Source organism: Bifidobacterium aquikefiri (genome assembly GCF_002259795.1).
GTDB classification, from domain to species: Bacteria; Actinomycetota; Actinomycetes; order Actinomycetales; family Bifidobacteriaceae; genus Bombiscardovia; species Bombiscardovia aquikefiri.
The window spans coordinates 78552-96737 of the sequence record NZ_MWXA01000001.1 but is presented as its reverse complement, the minus strand read 5'-3'; the positions used below and the strand labels follow the sequence as shown (position 1 = coordinate 96737).

Below are 18186 nucleotides of genomic sequence, written 5' to 3'. Positions count from 1 at the left end.
GTCACGCGGCCTGCAACCGGTGGTGCTGGTGCTTCATCTCCTGCTCTATGAGCATGCGCAGATACTCGGACTTGTTGCGCATTCCAGACTGTTTGCGCTGCTCGTCCACGAAGGCAGCCATCGACTCGGAAGCCTTGAAATGAATCTGCACGCTCTTCTCCCTGGGCTTGTCCCCCAGGCGAGGCCTGCCCATCAATACAGCCACGGCATCCGCAACATTATCGGTGCCGGCCGCCTCCATCAAATCGTGATCGGCCTCAACCTGAGCCTGGGCGGCGGTACTCTCCACCGCCTGAGAATCATCCCACTGCCACGTCTCGTCCTGCAATGCCATGAGGTTCACCTACCTTTCAATCCTTGTCCCAGAAGCCACCCTGTTCGGCGTTCACATGGAACACCACGATGCCCTGCCCCGGTATGATCTTCATCATGACCTCGATGCTCGGCACCAGCGGGTCACCGTGGTGCAGTCCAGTGAACTTAAGATAGCGTTCACCGCTACGCACCAGCACCTTACGACGAATCAGATGCTGATACGCAAACAGCACATCGGCGACCGTGTAACCATGACGCTCGGCCGAGCGGGCAAACACCATCCTTGAAGACACGACATAAGTATAGCACACTTTCGTGCTACGTGCAGGTTCTTATGTGAAGAAACTCAACCCAATCAAGCGATTACTGCACTCTGATTCTTGCACGGGTTTCCATACACGTTTCAGCATGAAAAAACGGCCTGGGTCGGCAGGCCGTGGGATTGTCTAGAAAACGGTCATTAATTACACATCACATTCTGGAGTTAACGATAATGACTATGACGGAGAAGAGAAGCGCTGCCCAACTAACCGAATACAACGGGTAATCGATGAATCTCTTCATGGTCTCAGAAGGATGAACTAGCTTCCACCCGTTCAGGACTATTACTAGGGGCGGAAGAAGGGCGGTACAGATCCCCGTGCCCAATACCGAAGCCTTAAGCAGGGAGCTCGCATTCCTAGACCACGAACTAGGGGTTAGAGAGTTCATACACTTCCCATATACTTTCCGAACCACAGCATCACCAATACGATAGCCACAAAAGTAACGACCGGAATCCACCTCCCCCGATCGCTATCTTCCTGATCGGCAAACTGCTTTTTCCTTTGGTTCTCTTGAAGGGCGTCGGCTTTGACCCTCACTGCCACCATTGCCGTTTTCCTCGCTTGTTGGTTTGGGTATCTCTCACGTCGTTAAGGGCTTGCTCCAATCCCCACCACTGAACGGAATACCAGCAAGTGAACCTACCGGCGCGGACAGGTCAATGTTGCTGAGTGCCCATCATCCGCCAACCCCCTAAGCCTGATGGACAAGTACCCTTGGTCGCCATCCCAGCACAGCGACCATTCCCCTGCATCGATGGGGTTGTATCCATTGTTGGAACCGTCATTCGACCACCACCAGTACGAGAACCAAGATGTGGGCACGCGGTGCAGAACGATCGATCCCGGAGTCGAGAGATACACATACCCGGCCGTGCCCTCCAGCATCGGTGCCATGGACGTCACCACACGGCATCCCGCCGGAGTGCCCGGTGAGAGCACCCGGTACTGAGATTCAGCAGTAAACCCCGTGAATACAGTCATCGGAAGCACGCCAGCCAATCCCACAACGACGATGACGGCAACCACGACACGTCGCAGCCGTCCGAATTTCACGGACGTAGGTGTGACGCTCTCATGCAACAGCAAAACGGCGATCCAGCAGCATAGGCTCACGCCAAGAGCCGTGTAAACCCACACTGAGGGCGAAAAAATGATGGTGCCGATCATCAACGTGGGGAAAATCGTCCACCAGATGCCATAATCCACCGCCGCCGCGGTGAACAAAGCGGCGAGACCGGCCCACCACAGCACACGTCGCCAGCCCCGTCGGGTCAACAGTCTGCGACTGCCATGATCAGTTCCTGCCATCGCCGACCGCCCACTCCACAACGCCCATGCAACCACACTCCCGACAAGACCCAAGACGCAGAAAACGAATCGACCCCTGCCTCATTACGACCACCTCTGCAATGGCACCCGTCTCGTAATCGCCAACCGGTGCAAACGACTCTACTCCCTACCTCGTTAGCTCGAGAAGCGTGACTGCTCTGAAATCCGTGCAACTGGCTTTGACCACCAATCTAGCTGACTGACGCGAAAGAACAGTGATCATGCCAACATCAGACTCCGACTGTCATAGCAGCCAGAAAGAAAGAACCCCCAAGAGGGGAATTGCACCGGGATACATGCAGTCGCTACGCCTGTAATGCACGGCCAAACGGTCGTCTATTTCACAATAGGAATTCGCTACGATTGCGAATCGATCGTGGAGCCTTGGAAACATAGGGATTATTTGCAATCACGAAACGTCGCAAACGCTCTGTCGCCTTGGTTATGCCAACGCGAGGGGTTCGCACAATGCGCTCCCCTCGCCGCAATGCGGCGTAGCGAAGCACCAATGGTGAACTTGTGAAATCATGCCCATATAAGCTCATGTCTATGCCGAGCGCCTGACAGAGTTTAGCTGGACCGTTTGTGAGCTCAACCGCATTTTTGGCTCTTCTAGACTGCAACACATCGATGCCATCAATTGGTTCAACAGCTCGTATAAGTGCTCCAGCTCCATAACCTTCAACACCTGCCGTGATATTGCAGCAATGATATATGCCATGAGAAACATATATGTATGCGTGTCCTGCAGGCCCAAATAATGCACGATTCCTGCGACTCAAACCATGAAATGCATGGCTAGCTGGATCATCTTGGTCATATGCCTCAGTTTCAACAATGCGCACACTGGTATGAAAACCTCCAATATCACTTGACAACACGCATCCAAGTAGGCCTTGTGCAGCTTCATCTGCAGAACCTTCAAGGAAAGCCAGGTCAGAACGAGCTAATTGCAACGACTGCCCCCCCCCCCTCAAAAAAAACAATTACCATAATTTTCCCGCACACAGGTGCAACTTTATATCGTGATATTGCCCCTCCGATAGGGGAGCTGGTTGCGATATGCAAATTCGCGTATCCCGATATCCGTCGAAATCGATATGCATATCCTGGTTCATGATTCTCGGGACATTTTTTCGGGAATGCCGTCGAGATGATTCGCGTACAGAGCCATTGCAAATAGATAATCTGAGAGACGGTTAATGAAACGCATACTCTCAGGCTGAACCCGATCGGGTCGTGTGCTGTGGAATGCCACACACGCTCGTTCTGCCCCACGGGCTAGGGTTCGGGCATATTGCAGCTGTGCTCCTGTATGTCCTCCTCCGGGAAGAATGAAAGCATGAATAGCAGGCACAGCACTCATCATAGAATCAATCTCATGCTCCATTATCGTCACGTCATTATCATGAATGCTGCAACGATTATCAATACTGATGTCTGCCTGAAGTAGATACAGCAAGGATTGAACATGCAGTAGCTTAGACTCAAGCTGAGTGCAAGCCGGAGATAGATCCGATATGACGAGACCAATCCAGGATTGCGTTTCATCGAGAACCCCGACAGCGAGAATCTGAGGATCTGATTTAGGTATGCTATGACCATTCATTTGCCTGCTTGAACCCGCATCACCTCGTCTTGTATAAATCTTCATCGTATGCTCATACCCTTCCCAACCTCGCGGCTCTTATTCGTAAGGCTCTTGTACCACATGAGCATCGGAAGTTTCTGGCGACACGGTGTTGTCATCTTGAGCGCGACGAATCAGGTTGACAGCCCATGGGGTGGTGATGAGCAGCAATACACCTGTAGAGATCGCGTTCATCATGTCAAACGGTGCCGAAGATGCAAGAGAGGCAAAGAACGCCGGTACGGTGTACACACGGATATAGGTGAGCCATGACCAAATATCAAGAATCCAGCCAAATATGAAAGCCCATACTATTCCCCAAACAAACATCACGATACGATTCTGACTCCATCTGTATCCTCGTATCCAACCAGCAGCAGCTCCCATGATCCCCCACGCAAGCATTTGCCACGGTGTCCAGGCGCCCTGACCAAGCCAAGCATTTGAGATGAGTGCGTTGAGAGCCCCTGTAAGGAAACCTGATTCGGGTCCAAGTGACAACCCTGCAAGAATCACCAGAAAACTAGTAAGTTCTACATCTGGTATTGGTATTTTCACGATTCTGGAGACAACAGCAAGTGCCGCAAGCGCAGCAGTTATCGCGAGGGTAACGGTATCCAGCTTCTGTTTCTCTATTATCCACAGGGCTACTGCCGCAATCACGGGAACGATAATTATTGCGAATGCGTAGGCGGTATCCATGCGGAACACGGATTGGACGAGGAGGAGTATGAGGCATATACCGAGGAGCCCAAGAAAAACGAGCGATATCGTCCGAATATGCTGCGCCGGTGTTGGATGTGGATTATTGGTCTGTTCCTCTAGATCGTTGGCACTATCGATATCAGTATGTGCCGTTGATTCTTGTGCTATATGACTGCTCATCAAATCAGTTGCTCTTTTCTTGCATACTGTTCATTACTTGGGAAGATGATTAATGTGATATGGAGATTACGACAATAGGTATTAGGGCATTTGCACCTCTTGCCCTACCTGTCCGGCAATAAACGCTTCGGATTGCGGCAAGGTAAGGATACGGTTGTCAATATGAGCGAATAATCGGTGGATGTCAGTCGTTGAATAGTGTTGGCTGCCGATGATGCTTTGAGGGGTATCGTATGCGACTATGTGTCCGCCCATGATGACGATGGCTTGGGTGGCATATGTGATGCAGAAATCGGGATCATGAGAAGATATCATCACTAGGCAGCCCTGTGAGGCTTTTCTGACTAGGGCTTGCCCGACAATTTTCGTTGCATTGGTGTCTAAACCCTGTGTTGGTTCATCCAATATAAGGATCTGGTGTGTTTCACGGATGACACTCATCACTGTTTTCAACTGCTGTTCCCCATTGCTTGCGTCGTAAATCCCATGACTTATTGATTGTTCGGGGTTATATCCAGCCTCGAAATTCAGTAAGATGCGACAGTCCTGCGGCACGTATCCAATGTATGGACCCGCCTGAGAAGGATGCATGCGACGGGTATGAGCATGGCGATTGTGGAATATGCTCCACGGGCGACTCCGGTCACCCTGATGCTTGTTCGAGACTTGATGCTCAGTCTCGTTGTCATTGTGCATGTCCCATGTGATAGTGCCGTACTGTGGATTAATCACACCGCTGAGCAGCTGAAATAGTGTGCTCTTCCCGCTTCCGCTTTGTCCCGTCACCGCGACTACCTGAGCTGCGTTGGCAGTGAAAGTGATATCTTCCAATGCGCTCCTGCTTGCCTGCGGATACGTGTAACTCAGTCCGTTCACTTGTAGGATTGGTGAAACGTGCGGATCCTCAGTTGCGGTCTGCGCGTCAGTGGTGTTCATAATCCGGCTTGTCAGAGGATCTTTGTTTGTACATGATGCATTGTCGCCGTATGCTGTGATGGATTCCAGTTCTCGTCTTCCCTCTCCAACTCCCAGCGGCACACATGCTTCGCTGCTGTGCATGTGATGATTCAGCTGTGACGTCCGGCAATAATATTCGAGAAAAACTCTAGGGACATCAGGAATCAGAGGTCGTAGTTCAGGATCAGCATATAATGTTCGCAACGCCACACGAGGTTGATCATCAACGATAATTCGCCCATGGTGCAAAGCAATGATCCGATCAGACATGGGCAGTAATCCACTGAGGCGATGCTCTGCAATGACTATGGTGAGGCCATCATCAATATTGAGACGTTGCAATACATCGAGGGTATTCCTGCGAGTCACTGAATCCAAATAGGCGGTCGGCTCATCAAGTAGCAACATGTCTGGCCTCGTTGAGAGGACAGCCGCTAATGCCACCAGCTGGCTCTGCCCCTCAGATAACTGCGAAACTGGGATGTCAACGATGGATGCAATACCAAGGAATCCAATAATGTCGTTTGCCATCAACGCTAATGTCTCGACATTAGTGGCGCTTCTGTGTTTACTCGCTTGGGGACTTGAAAGCCTGATTGCGAGATCATCGCGCAGTGTTTCCGCTACCATAACGTCTTTCGGATGCTGGGGAACGTATCCAATCCGCACATTGCTGCTCTCGCCCGACTCGTTACTTCTGGTACGCTTTGCAACGTGCACACACCCTTGATGTTTTCCCTGCAAGGAAAAATCAGGATTGAGATGACGCAACAAGGTTGTCTTTCCACTTCCTGTGAAGCCGGTGAGCACAATGAATTCTCCCTGTGAAACGGTGAAAGATACGTCATTCAATGCCTGAGGAGACTCGCCACAAGACGATGCTTGCGAGTGCGGATACATGTAGCTGTAATGGCTTATGCGTGCAATTTCGCCCATATCAGCTCCTCCATTGCAAACAGGTATGGTAAGGCAACAAGCAAGGTAACACTGAAAACACTCTCCCTAAAAGATTCATTCCACAGCTGCACCATTAAGAGCAGGAACAGCATTCCCGAAACAGCGACGAAGCGACGTGACCTCTCAGAGCGCACACGGTTGGCATTGGTCCATCTCATAGCCGCACTCTGACGGCCAGGTGGCTGTAGCATGTCTAAAGATTGTGGTGGGCGATGGCGAAGGCGCATATCGCTCGAAGAGGTGGATACTACCCGAGTGAGCGCACCGGCACGTGTTGAAGCGCACTGTATTGATTCAACCAAAACTGTATACATGAGTGCTCGTACCAAGATACATCGCGAATTGTCACGATGCCATCCGCCGGAATATTGTGTCGCAGTGTCCACTCTACATGCCTGATATCGCTTGACAAGGAAGCGTAGTGACATCACTTGCCGTGCGAGATCAGGAATCATGGTCATGCATAGGCTTAGCACTATTGAAAATTGGGGCATCCAATGTTGCATCGCTTTTGGCGATCCCAAGCTGTGAGCATTACGCGTTTGCGAAAGTGCCACAATCATAATGATGAGAAACGATAATGCGTGAGATATTCCGGATTGCAGTGCCTGTGTTGTCGGCATCCATCCCCAGAGATGTATCAGAATTGCACTGCCTTCTGTATCGAACACCAGTGCCGCGAGCGTTATCATCAGTCCCATGATCGTGCCATACATAAGTGTTGTCAGCACTGGTCTGACTCGAGAGGATATCATTTCGAAGGATACGAGCAGCACGATAATCCACATTTGCAAAGGTATTGACAGATTCATGCCACATATGAAAACTATGGCGAGATGATGCCACAACACTGCTGCCAACGAAAGTCTATGGAAGGCCATGAGTGCGAACTGCTCAAGCTGACGATGTCTGCGAAGCATCGCACCATGCAGCTTTTCCAACGGCTGGGTGAACTTAGATGATGTTTTCAATGCTTCGTATGCAGACAATTCGGAGGATGTTTCCACAACACCTAACGAACCGGGCACGCGCCACTCACGCAATCGCTCTGATCGACGAGAACAAGGTCGTCACGATCATGCTGAGGGTTCAACCGCAAGAACACTTGATGAGGATCATCGCTAATCTGGCCAACTATGTGCTCATATGTGGTCTTGCTTATGGGTTCTTTGGGGGCTTGTTTGAATCCTGCACCCGAATAAGGCAGCATGGAAGTGGATTTAATCAGGCCTGCATAGTCACTGAGGATGCTGGGTAATGATGGCTTTTCACTCTCTTGGAATGTTATCGTGCAGCTCACTGCATTATCTGCCCAATAGGTTTGCAAGAACGTCTGCGTCGCCAACTGCTCCTGAGCCGACACTGTTCCTGCTGATGCAAAACGCTGGGAATCGGCATTCTCGGCTTCGACTGGGAATTCGACACACATCGTATGTTCCGTATACACATCGGGCTCAATCGTGTATCCGCAAGCTTGAAGCGCTGGAAGCAATGGGTCGTCTTCCTGGAAACGGATGCGCTGTATGAGGTATGGTGCGTAATGGAAATGCATACCTTCTGAAGCTCCTGCTAACTTGGCAACTGTTCCAGAGGGTTTCACCGTGGTGTGCTTAAGTGATGTCGGACAATGCAGTTGCGCGGAATACGCGTTGTCTGCCTGAACTACATCACGATATAATGCGTCAACCTCGGCAATTGCACGCTTATCGAAAATCGGCTCTCGCTGCTGTGTGAATCCTATAACCACCCGGTGACCAAAACGGTTCAGGAACCAGTCTTGTATACCTGACATAGAGATACCAATACGCCGGTTACGTTCAATGACCTTACGTGAGACCTCCCAGTCATAATGACCGAAAGTCACTCGCTTCGCAAATCGAGCTGCAAGAGAGAACACAGTCCCAAGATCCCAACCCTGCTGCTGTGCAATATCAGGAAATACTTCGAATAAATTGCACGGTTCACCATTCTCCAACGTGATTTCACCGCAAGGATTTGTTCCTTCCGCGAGAATATCCGAAGAATCTGAACGACCATCGACAAGACGCCCGTAATGTCGAGAGAGATCGAGATCAACAACTCCAGGTTCACCATTAACCCTGATGGAATCAGCAATTCTTTCGTATTCCTGCCTATCACCAGAGACTGCTACAGAATTGTTGGAAGCCCAACGGTGATGGTACAGCTTCTGCTGATCTTGTTTCATCGTCACAAAGGCTTCATCATCCCAATTTCCCAAAGCCAGTTCAGCAGAACGCCGAACGTTTCCTGCAACCACAGCTTTGCCTATCAGATTGCCGATATCCGTAGCGTCCACCGATGAGAGATGTCCGTGTACCGCCGCATTCACAATCGAATTGACATCGAGAAGCATCTCGACAAGGGGTGCTGCTCCTGAGGCTGTTCCACCAAAGCCGTGAATGCGTTCTCCTCGTGCACGAATGCGTGAGATGTCTATGACGATTGAATCGTGGGCTTTCGGGAAATAGTCGAAGTGTGCGTCAATGACTGTCGCAAGCGCTTCCACCCATCCCTCACGTGTATCAGGAACCTCGTAATAGAACGGCGCATCTTCCGTAACTGGATGGTGAGCCAACCATTCATCTCGGTCAACCGCACCGGATTTGCAAGCTTCTTCAGCCGACCCATTCTTGCTGCTTACCACAATGGTCAGATTGCGGGTGCACGCAACCTTCGGTATGTGTTCAATATTGTTACGAGTAACAGAGAATCCGACACCGCCGCCTTTCATGAGTTGGTCAAACATGAATGCGAAGGGCATCGACACGGTTTCTTGCTGCGCATTCACATACGATGGAACAATTGCGGAATCACCGTAGCGTTGTGGTTTTATGGAAATAAACCAGCAGTTATTGAGTGAATCGCCATGCTCACGCTGATACTGCGTTCCGCTCACCCACAAATTGCGTCCAGATGGGGTTGCCGCAAGACCATAGATCAGCTTGTACAAGCTCTGAGCCTCGTTGGTGAGTGTGCGAACCAGCGCATCCTTATCCGTAACACTGTCATCATGCAGTCTGGGATCAAGATTGATATTGCCCTCAACCACGCGTTGTACTGTTTCAGACCATTCCTCGGACCGGTTCTCAGCGTCAATGAAACGCGCGTATGTGCGTTTATAGGTAACCCAGCCAAGTGGCCCCCAGTGAGGTTCAACGCTTTGATTCACTTGGTCAACGAATGCTTGATCAAGCGTGATGACAGATCCCTCGTCCATGGTTCTTCCCCTTCACATACAATCACTAATTTTTAAAACCACTAGATATAGTAATCAAAATTTTTTTCGACACAATATGTAGTTACTCTTGATCTTTGTGATTGTCGGAACTATCCTAAGTCGTCCGAACGAGGGGAGTGCAGCGCGAAATGAATCAGCTACCTTGAGTTATCTGTGCAAGCGCTGTCTCAACCATGCCTGCAACACAACCGCCTGATTGTTATGTTCATCTTTGGCAGCATATAAAAGCAGAACATCGTGATTGCGGAGCACATCGGAGCACATCGTGCAAAAATTGTTGGCCCCGTCATACGCGTCCAGTTGTGCAAGATAGCGCGTTTGAAATTCTTCAAACCGATCTGCTCGATGTGAAAACCATTTTCGTAATTCAGGGGTAGGAGCTAAATCCTTCGCCCAGAAATCCAGCGCCAACTTCGCCTTACTGATGCCCCGTGGCCACAATCGATCAACAAGGATACGATATCCAGTTTCCCCCGGCGCCAACGAATATACCCGTTCAATCCTTATACCATGTTCCATAACTCCATGCCTCCGATGCAACGGTATAAACACATTATAAGTTGATCGGGAAGAGTGCGAGAAATTCTCTAAGAGTTGGATTAGGTAATCCGTTGCTCCCCGTATCCCTAGATGATGACTGTTCGTATGGAGGCCGCGGGTGGGTGGAAGGGGTTGGACGTGATGCGGGAACGCATCTCCGCCACGGGGCATAGGTGCATCGGCGTCCAGTGGCGCATTGATACGATTGGGTTTCCGGCTTGTGAACCATCTATCCACAAAGCATGGAAGGGATGGAATACCATTATCATTCATTCATCAACCCTGGATAACGGAGGATATACGACATTAACGTTCAATATGAAGAAGATGCCCGGATCTGGAGGGCGATGAATAGGGAACTTCGCTCATAGAATGTAAGGATCACAAAGTTATTCCTTCACTCGGTTTCTCAAAGCGGTGATTCTATGGTGGTATCAGCTCGTCTGTATGGCCTGGACGGCTCAGAATGTCGTTCGCCAATACCTCCCGTTCTGAATCCGGTGGAACCAGGCCATTCCCTGATGCGATGGATCATTAGCCGTTGACGATTAATCCCCTCATGTTCAATATCCACATGTAATCATTACGGCATTATCTGAGTTGAGGCCTTTATCTTGATACCAGTCTGATATTCGCATCATTCCACAAGCTATCGGTGAGCAATCACAGATTATCCCATATCGGACCTACCATAGAAGTCCTGATCGAATCCGTGCCTGCACGCCACTCACCATCATGGCATCCTGCGATTAATTGTTCCTTTCACAATCTTCCATCTATAACGTACGGTACGAGGCATATCCAACGGGGTGCCTAGCCTATTAGGACGTCTGACTCATAGGAGGGATACGTATGCTTGCTGATATTCGTCTTCCCGCCGCAGCCTACCGTGCGGCGACAGCAGTCATTGCCGGTGTCGCGATCTCTAGAGTCATTAATTTAGGTACACCCAGTTTTGCACCCGGTGGAATATTGTATTATACGTCGATGAGTAATCTACTGGGTATGGCTTGGTCTCTTTGCGCACTCATAACGACATTAATCACCATTGCGAAACATGCTAGGAATGGGACTGCATCAGTTCATCCCAGAATCGGCGCAGGCATAGGGCTTGCACTTCTCGTGACACTGCTCATTTACCTCGTGATCCTCGCTCCCTCAGACTTTACGCAAAGTTCTAGTTATCAACCTTTCACATTGACGGATAATCTGGTACATATCATTGTCCCTCTGTTGGTGACCGGAGACTGGGTGCTCTTCGCGAAGAAAGGTGCCCTACGCTGGTGGGATCCATTATGGTGGGCATTAATACCGTATACCTACGTGGCATTCGCTTACATCCGCCCCTTCTTTACCGAGGCCGAGTGGCCTGGTGGCGGTCATTATCCCTACCCGTTCCTCGACATAGACCAGTTCGGTAGACGTACCGTGTTCATCAACTTGGCTGTATTGACATTAGCGGTTGAGATGATTGCTTTCCTGATGGTCATCATCGATAGAGGTTTGGTGGCCAGGAGAATCTCAGCCCGCGTATCCGCCTAGTATCCCGAAGATGTATGCAGAATCCAGGAATAGCCCCCTCACCCCTCACGCATCACATCTCTGAATACAGCTAACGGCTGGGACTTGTTCATGATCGAGTCCGACCCGGGATCCCTTCCCTGCGACCCGCCCCACTGCCAGTAGGCTCAAGTTATGCACCTCCTTCGCGATTCCTACGGGGTCATCCTACACACATAGAAATCTTTGACGGTGCCGTTGCGAAAGGATCGACCCGATGCCCATAGCATACTATCCCGGTTCGGCGATAACCGAGTACCACCACCAACCCATGATAGAGGGCGCACCCTTTCCATGAGCACGCCCAATAACCGTACAAGACGTAGTTCTGCCCACCATGACGAGTATGTCTCATCATAGTTATGCTTCTGCCACCTGAGGCAAGAGCATCATGGTATCCATAGGATACGTTGGAGGTACCCCTCAAGATGGAACCATATTTAATACCAGGTCAGCAACCCGCAATGTTAGAGCGACGAGCAGCGATCCTGCAGGGTACCCGTGAAAATTGAACGATACCGAGAACGAATGGATTACCATACTTCTCCCGAATGATTCATGTCGCAACGCTCGGATCTCACGGTGAGGATCCCGTCCAAACTTCCCTTGACGGCTATCAATTCCTTTTATCCACGTCCCCGCTATCTTACAAGTACTGGACAAGAGGAGAGATTCTAATGCATGTAATCCAACGATACTTCGTACGACATATGCGGAACATGGTATATGTAATGAGCGGTCTCATTATTTCGGCGATTCTCATCCAGTACCTGCCAATACCATTCATGAGAGATCGAACACTGATAGCATCGATATTCTATCTACTCTCTGGCATCCTTGGGCTGATCCCCATATTCATCAAGGCGTTGGTTTCTTTACAACTCCGAGTAATCTCCATAGAGCTGTTAGTTAGTGTCGCCATTGTCGGAGCATTGATCATCGGTGAATTTAGTGAGGCCGGTATCGTCGCATGGTTATTCCTCATCGGTCAGATCATCGAAGAGTCTACACTCACGAAAACGCGTTCAGCAGTCAAAGACCTCATCGATCTCTCACCCCAGACCGCACTACGTGTCACATCGCCAACAGCCCACGATGCCGAAGAGGTCACCATTGACGCCATCAAGAGCGGTGATTATCTCCTGGTAAAGACAGGTTCACAAGTTCCAGTTGATGGCGTCATCGTATCTGGGGATGGCAATCTTAACGAGGCGAGCATCACTGGAGAGTCGACCGCGCGCCGTAAGTCCGCACAGGATTGTGATGCGGTCTTCGCTGGTTCATTCCTTACGGACGGCATGATTGTGGTGAGGACGACACAGGTTGGTGATGACACAGTCTTCGGAAGAATCATTGAGGTGATTGAGCAGGCGGAGGACTCCAAAACCGCGGTACAGCGTTTCATCGACCGCTTTGCAAGGTACTATACCCCGGTTGTGATTCTGGTGTCATTTGCGACTGGTGTGCTAACCAGTGACGTTCGCTTAGCGATCACGATCCTTGTCTTGGGTTGTCCTGGTGCATTGGTCATCGGTGTACCGGTATCGAACGTTGCAGGGATTGGACTCGGAGCGAAATGCGGCATCCTTGTAAAAGGGGCACGGATGTTCCATGAACTAAGTAAGGTCGATGTTATGGTCCTTGACAAGACGGGAACCCTGACCAATGGTATCCCGGCAGTGGCTCGAGTGAGAGAGTGCACCATCCCCGCAACCTCGTCACCGTATCCTGAGCTGGACATTAATTACGTATGGAGATTGGCGGCCAGTTTAGAACAAGAGTCAACCCACCCTTTGGCGACGGCTGTGGTGACGTATGTACAGCGGCGTATGCCTGCAATATCGTTCACTCAACCGAAGCACTTCCGAGTGACCGCCGGACAAGGCGTAAGTGCAATTTGTGACCAGCATACGGTAGTCATCGGTAACCGACGTCTGTTGCAAGCACATGCAATCACTGTCACCCCCTCGGACAAGATCATGGCGGATAAATGGATGCACGCCGGACTTTCCGTTGTATTCATCGCGATTGATGGTAGGCCATGTATCATGATCGGTATCGGCGATACGATCCGACGCCACGCCAACGCAGCATTGAGACAACTACGCAGACAGGGCATTGGCCGCCTGATAATGCTTTCCGGCGACTCTCAGACTGTTGTGAATGAGATCTCCAGCAAGCTTGACCTTGATGAGGCCCATGGTGATCTGCTCCCTCAGGATAAAGCGAACTTCATTAGGACCATACAAGGATCCAATCAGAAGATCGCGTTTGTCGGGGACGGGATCAATGACGGACCCGCACTAGCGGTCGCAGATCTGGGAATCGCTATGGGCGATGGGACCGCAACAACGATCGAGATATCCGATATCGTGCTATTGAACTCGGATATCACTAAACTCCCTATTGCCCATGCTCTAGCGAAGGCAACGGTTATCAATACATATGAGAATATTGGCATCGCCCTCATCACAATATTAATACTAATCATCGGCCTATTCACCGGATTCATATACATGGCATCGGGCATGCTGGTACACGAGGCAAGCATCCTCGTCGTAGTGATCAATGCTTTACGACTATCACACAGAAAACTTGATACACGTCAACACCGACGCTAGATGTAATCCGTATTATGACCAAGTGTTGGGGGCGAGGGCATTTAACTGTATGTGTCATTCAGAGGCCCAGACGGGACCGACCCAAATCCCCATACAGTAAAAGGTGAAACACACACAGAGTAAGGAATATAGATGAAAAGAGCGATCCTACAAGTGAGTGGAATGACATGCCCATCATGTCTAGATACCATTCGGACGGCAGTTGCCCGGCAGCATGGGGTACAAGATGTAGAGGTGCTTTTCAATGCGGGGAAGGTCAAGGCCAATTTTGATGAGCGCGCGACAAACGCGCGATCGCTCGCCAATACAGTAGAAAAGATGGGATATGTCGTCGAGAGGACGACGACTAAGGAGAACTAATGGCTGATAGTCAGGAGAATATCTGGAGAAGACGGTATCAGGATGAGATCACCCAATCAGAAAAGGAACATCATATTCCGACGTCCGCCGCTATGTCAGGACACGTAATCTCGAATCTCTTCCTCAACATACTCACCATACGACAAACGAGGTGGTACGCATCCGGCACTGCCCGAATCTTTATGGAATACCATGTCAAGGAATGGTTGTTGTTTCAGCGTGACATCCTCGGTGAAATTGACGGCGTCCTGGTATCAGAGAACGAGATCATTCCAACAACGAGCTCGCAAATCGTTGAATACGGTAAGCTGACCGAAGATCCATCAATGAAGTATGCTCCAGGTGAGGAGCAGCTCGGTGCACTAGTCAACAATTTCGGCTGGCAGCTGCTTTTCATCAATAGAGCAATCGAATTAGCGGAGAAAGAGGGTAAGATACCACTGTATGACGCACTCAATCGTCTTGCGATATGGGTGAAACATCAAATCACTGAAATCCAACTTTTCCTGGGAAAGGATCCGATGGATGGTCTGTACCAAGAGACCGATGACGATGATGAATAGCATCGCAGCAGCTCGGTCTAAACCTCATGAGCATAGATGCGCGGGGCTAGTCCCTCTGTTCGCAAATCTCCCCCAGTCTGACCAGAACTTCATTGACGAGCACCTGCAACACCAACAATTCTCCCGAAATGAAATGGTATTCATGCCTGGCGACGAACTGAAGCTCATCATAGTGGCTCGCGGGTCGCTAAAGATATACCAGATGAGCAGCAATGGGCGTGAGCAGCTACTTCGCGTGCAAAAAGCCGGAGGTTACGAGGGGGAAGCGTGGATGCTCGGATACCCGAACGATTCCCTCTATGGGCAGACCCTGGAACCGGCAGAGGTGTGTCTACTCTCGCACCAATTGTTCCATAAACTCCTCGTAGAGCAACCACTGCTGAGTATACGAATGCTGGAAATGAACACCGCGAAATTCGTGGAGATGGAATGGATGAATGGGATTCTATCCATAGAACGTACCGAAGGGCGACTGGCAAGATATCTACTGGATCAGTCTGAGACAACAGGATCACAGCAGTTTGTATTACCTGTGAAAATGAATGTACTAGCACGCCTTATAGGGACAACACCCGAAACGCTTTCACGTGATCTCCGGAGCCTTGAGATCAGGGGCTTTATTGCACGTCGGCGTAATTTAATCCATATCCTCGATAGCACCGGGCTAGCGACCCTATAACAACAGTACTTCCTGTGGTGCCGGGAGCCCACCGACCCCCGGAAGGTTAGTAACCAGCTATACATAGGTATATACAGGGTGGGTTGGTGATTGAACCGATGTTGAAACATACCATACGGGTCATTCGGGTAATGGCGTCCTAAAATCCTTTTGATTCAGCATAGTCAATATATTATTAAGCTTCCTCACTCGGTATTCGACGATATCCCCCAGCGGATAATAAGAGAGGTTAATTCTGGTATACGTTTTTTGTCGCATGCGACGGGATCCATACATGGTTATTGTATTCTCCATATTATAGGTCTAGCCGGCCCGTGATACTGATATTCCAATATATTGACTCTATTGCCACGCCGAAAGCCCGCACCTGCATAGAAAATGTGTCGAGACAGATGTGATTTCGAACACTCATTCTGGATGTAAATGAGAAGGTGTCCGGATAGCGACACCAGAAAGTCAATGGGATCATCCTTTCCACAAACAATCCAGTTAATTTCTTGTAATGACCCGATCCATCTTCACCATTTTCCCATCCATAAACTCCGTGGTGATTCGCTGAAATTCATTTCCCTATTGAGGTGGTAAATAGCGTGGCAAAATTTGCCCAGTCCCGATGTTTTATAGTCTTTTCAGCATCTCACAGGAGTAGAATCGGATTCTCCCTAGCTCCACAGTTGGTTCTTTGGGCATTTTCTAAAAGTCTTTATTTCATGCAGTCTTTGTTGGAATTCCGCCGTTTCTTGGGTCTTTCGTCGGTCTTTCCTTCGTACTTTCGCGTACGCTTGCATTCGTTCCCGTATGATTATGGTCTAGATAGGTGCATGTTTAGGTGCACGGTTTTCCCCGTATTCGATGTGGTGAATATGGAGGCGCAGCATGTCCAGGCGCAAGGAACAGCGCAGTGACTGGGGCACGATTCTCACGGATCAACGCTTTTGTTGATTGGTGCGTCCGGGGCTTGGTCGATCTGATCCAGCTCGGCGGGTGAGGTCAGCAGTCCACGATTCATCTCCCCCGCTGTGCTTCTGCTGCAAAGCGCCGGGCGAGGATTGTCCTATTACGAGACACTTGGTTTTCACTCTGAGTTCCTGGCGTAAGTCGCTGACACCCTTCCTTGGTCTGGGCTTCGGAGCCGTCTTTCTTCTGGTAGCTGTAGCGTTGCCGCTGCCGCTCGTACTCACTGTCACTCAACGCCTGGTACACGTTCGGTGTTTCGGTATCATCATGGCTGCCTGACGTGAGACCGATGGACGGCAGAAGTCGGCGATCCTGCTCGGGAGGCAACGGGTGTACGATTCTGTCGAACATGGATTCCAACGGGTGATAGTCCACGTTCTCGTGAGCGACGAATGAGGCAATGTCGTTCTCACGCTTGGATATCTGCGCCCAATCCAGGCCCCAACCGGCGTCCCTAGCGATCAGCGTCCAGAAGACGCGCTGCGTGCGGCCATTGCCCTCGCGGAAGGGGTGCAGGGTGTTGAAATTATCGAAGTTGACGGCCAGTCGCTCGATGAACTGGTCTCGATCCAAGCCTTGAAGCATAAGATCATCGCGCAGCGTCGTCTCGGCATATTGCACGCCCGTGGCGAACAGTTGCAAGGGTTGAAAGACGCTGCCACCGCCCTTGCTCATATCGATGGTGCGGATCCGACCCGCCCACTCGTACACGTCCTGGAAGAGATAATGGTGAATCCACTGCAACTGGCTGACCGTCCCCTCGGCGGTCAGAGGTGTACTGCTGAGCTTGCTGTACCGGGCATTGACCAAATCATTCTCGGCGTCAGCCAACTCCTGCTCAGTGTGGGCGTCTACCTTGTTTCGAAGTACGTTCGTTCCGGAGATCAGATACGGGTCGATACCCGCATCATCATTCATGCGGCTTCCAGACCATATCGGACTCGTGTGCGCCGGATCAGATCATCCTCATTGATGTGGCCATCGATGTAGTCCTGCGCATCACGACGATAAGCAGCAGTGACATGGCCGCCTTCAAGCTCGGCGGAATGCATGCCGTCACGAATAACCAAGCTCCGACGTGTTCGCTCATCCATCACACCCTCCTTAACTCGTATTATCCATTATCCCACAATCGGCATTCTTCACCCCGTTCCCGTTGCCTAATTTCATGAAGCAAGCTCCTTATGAGAAATATCATGCTCTTTCATCAGACCACGCAACACCCTTGCTTCAAAGGGAAGATCCTCC

General features: G+C 50.4%; 18 protein-coding genes. 5 read left to right on the top strand and 13 right to left on the bottom strand.

The window, feature by feature from the left end; translation table 11 throughout:
* Window position 1: 1 nt before the first annotated feature.
* The 11 genes from BAQU_RS00435 to BAQU_RS00385 all read right to left on the bottom strand — a co-directional run bounded on the left by BAQU_RS00435 (window position 2) and on the right by BAQU_RS00385 (window position 10177).
* Window positions 2-334, bottom strand: a complete 333-nt coding sequence (locus BAQU_RS00435; protein ID WP_094692110.1) for a hypothetical protein — start codon at window positions 332-334, stop codon at window positions 2-4.
* A 16-nt stretch (window positions 335-350) separates the two neighbouring features.
* Window positions 351-608 (bottom strand): hypothetical protein, encoded by a 258-nt coding sequence (locus BAQU_RS00430; protein WP_143241925.1) that lies wholly within the window; start codon window positions 606-608, stop codon window positions 351-353.
* 414 nt (window positions 609-1022) lie between these two features.
* A complete protein-coding gene (locus BAQU_RS10345; protein WP_158215582.1) occupies window positions 1023-1187 on the bottom strand; it encodes a hypothetical protein in 165 nt (54 codons plus the stop codon).
* A 93-nt stretch (window positions 1188-1280) separates the two neighbouring features.
* Window positions 1281-1949 (bottom strand): hypothetical protein, encoded by a 669-nt coding sequence (locus BAQU_RS00420; protein ID WP_094692107.1) that lies wholly within the window; start codon window positions 1947-1949, stop codon window positions 1281-1283.
* 362 nt (window positions 1950-2311) lie between these two features.
* Window positions 2312-2926, bottom strand: coding sequence for a DNA-3-methyladenine glycosylase (locus BAQU_RS00415; RefSeq protein ID WP_094692106.1), 615 nt, complete (start codon window positions 2924-2926; stop codon window positions 2312-2314).
* 158 nt (window positions 2927-3084) lie between these two features.
* On the bottom strand, window positions 3085-3579 hold the full coding sequence (locus BAQU_RS10735; RefSeq protein WP_211277057.1) for a cob(I)yrinic acid a,c-diamide adenosyltransferase: 495 nt from the start codon (window positions 3577-3579) through the stop codon (window positions 3085-3087).
* Window positions 3580-3657: 78 nt separating this feature from the next.
* Entirely contained in the window at window positions 3658-4485 is an 828-nt protein-coding gene (locus BAQU_RS00405; RefSeq protein WP_094692104.1) for an ECF transporter S component, read from the bottom strand.
* An 81-nt stretch (window positions 4486-4566) separates the two neighbouring features.
* A complete protein-coding gene (locus BAQU_RS00400; RefSeq protein WP_094692103.1) occupies window positions 4567-6378 on the bottom strand; it encodes an ATP-binding cassette domain-containing protein in 1812 nt (603 codons plus the stop codon).
* A complete protein-coding gene (locus tag BAQU_RS10340) occupies window positions 6357-7370 on the bottom strand; it encodes a hypothetical protein (protein WP_158215581.1) in 1014 nt (337 codons plus the stop codon). The genes BAQU_RS00400 and BAQU_RS10340 overlap by 22 nt, the downstream gene beginning before the upstream one ends.
* 41 nt (window positions 7371-7411) lie before the next feature.
* Window positions 7412-9637, bottom strand: coding sequence for a ribonucleoside-triphosphate reductase, adenosylcobalamin-dependent (gene nrdJ / locus BAQU_RS00390; protein WP_094692101.1), 2226 nt, complete (start codon window positions 9635-9637; stop codon window positions 7412-7414).
* A gap of 168 nt (window positions 9638-9805) precedes the next feature.
* Complete coding sequence (locus BAQU_RS00385; RefSeq protein ID WP_094692100.1) at window positions 9806-10177, bottom strand: DUF488 domain-containing protein; 372 nt, start codon at window positions 10175-10177, stop codon at window positions 9806-9808.
* A 1008-nt stretch (window positions 10178-11185) separates the two neighbouring features.
* Between BAQU_RS00385 and BAQU_RS00375 the strand changes: the two genes are divergently transcribed.
* The 5 genes from BAQU_RS00375 (at window position 11186) to BAQU_RS10730 (ending at window position 15981) form a co-directional block, all read left to right on the top strand.
* Window positions 11186-11740 (top strand): Pr6Pr family membrane protein, encoded by a 555-nt coding sequence (locus BAQU_RS00375; RefSeq protein WP_158215580.1) that lies wholly within the window; start codon window positions 11186-11188, stop codon window positions 11738-11740.
* A 749-nt stretch (window positions 11741-12489) separates the two neighbouring features.
* Window positions 12490-14379: a heavy metal translocating P-type ATPase gene (locus tag BAQU_RS00370; RefSeq protein WP_158215579.1), complete on the top strand. Its 1890-nt coding sequence runs from the start codon at window positions 12490-12492 to the stop codon at window positions 14377-14379.
* A gap of 132 nt (window positions 14380-14511) precedes the next feature.
* Window positions 14512-14739 carry a heavy-metal-associated domain-containing protein gene (locus tag BAQU_RS00365; RefSeq protein ID WP_094692096.1) on the top strand — a complete coding sequence of 76 codons (228 nt, stop codon included), beginning with the start codon at window positions 14512-14514 and terminating at the stop codon, window positions 14737-14739.
* The gene (locus BAQU_RS00360; protein WP_094692095.1) at window positions 14739-15302 is read left to right on the top strand and encodes a ferritin family protein; all 564 of its coding nucleotides are present in this window, start codon (window positions 14739-14741) and stop codon (window positions 15300-15302) included. The genes BAQU_RS00365 and BAQU_RS00360 overlap by 1 nt, the downstream gene beginning before the upstream one ends.
* A complete protein-coding gene (locus tag BAQU_RS10730) occupies window positions 15265-15981 on the top strand; it encodes a Crp/Fnr family transcriptional regulator (protein WP_369343097.1) in 717 nt (238 codons plus the stop codon). The genes BAQU_RS00360 and BAQU_RS10730 overlap by 38 nt, the downstream gene beginning before the upstream one ends.
* Window positions 15982-16986: 1005 nt before the next feature.
* On the opposite strand, the gene BAQU_RS00350 is transcribed toward BAQU_RS10730, so the two are convergent.
* A complete protein-coding gene (locus tag BAQU_RS00350) occupies window positions 16987-17856 on the bottom strand; it encodes a Fic/DOC family protein (protein ID WP_094692094.1) in 870 nt (289 codons plus the stop codon).
* On the bottom strand, window positions 17853-18032 hold the full coding sequence (locus BAQU_RS00345; protein ID WP_094692093.1) for an antitoxin VbhA family protein: 180 nt from the start codon (window positions 18030-18032) through the stop codon (window positions 17853-17855). The genes BAQU_RS00350 and BAQU_RS00345 overlap by 4 nt, the downstream gene beginning before the upstream one ends.
* Window positions 18033-18186: the final 154 nt, after the last annotated feature.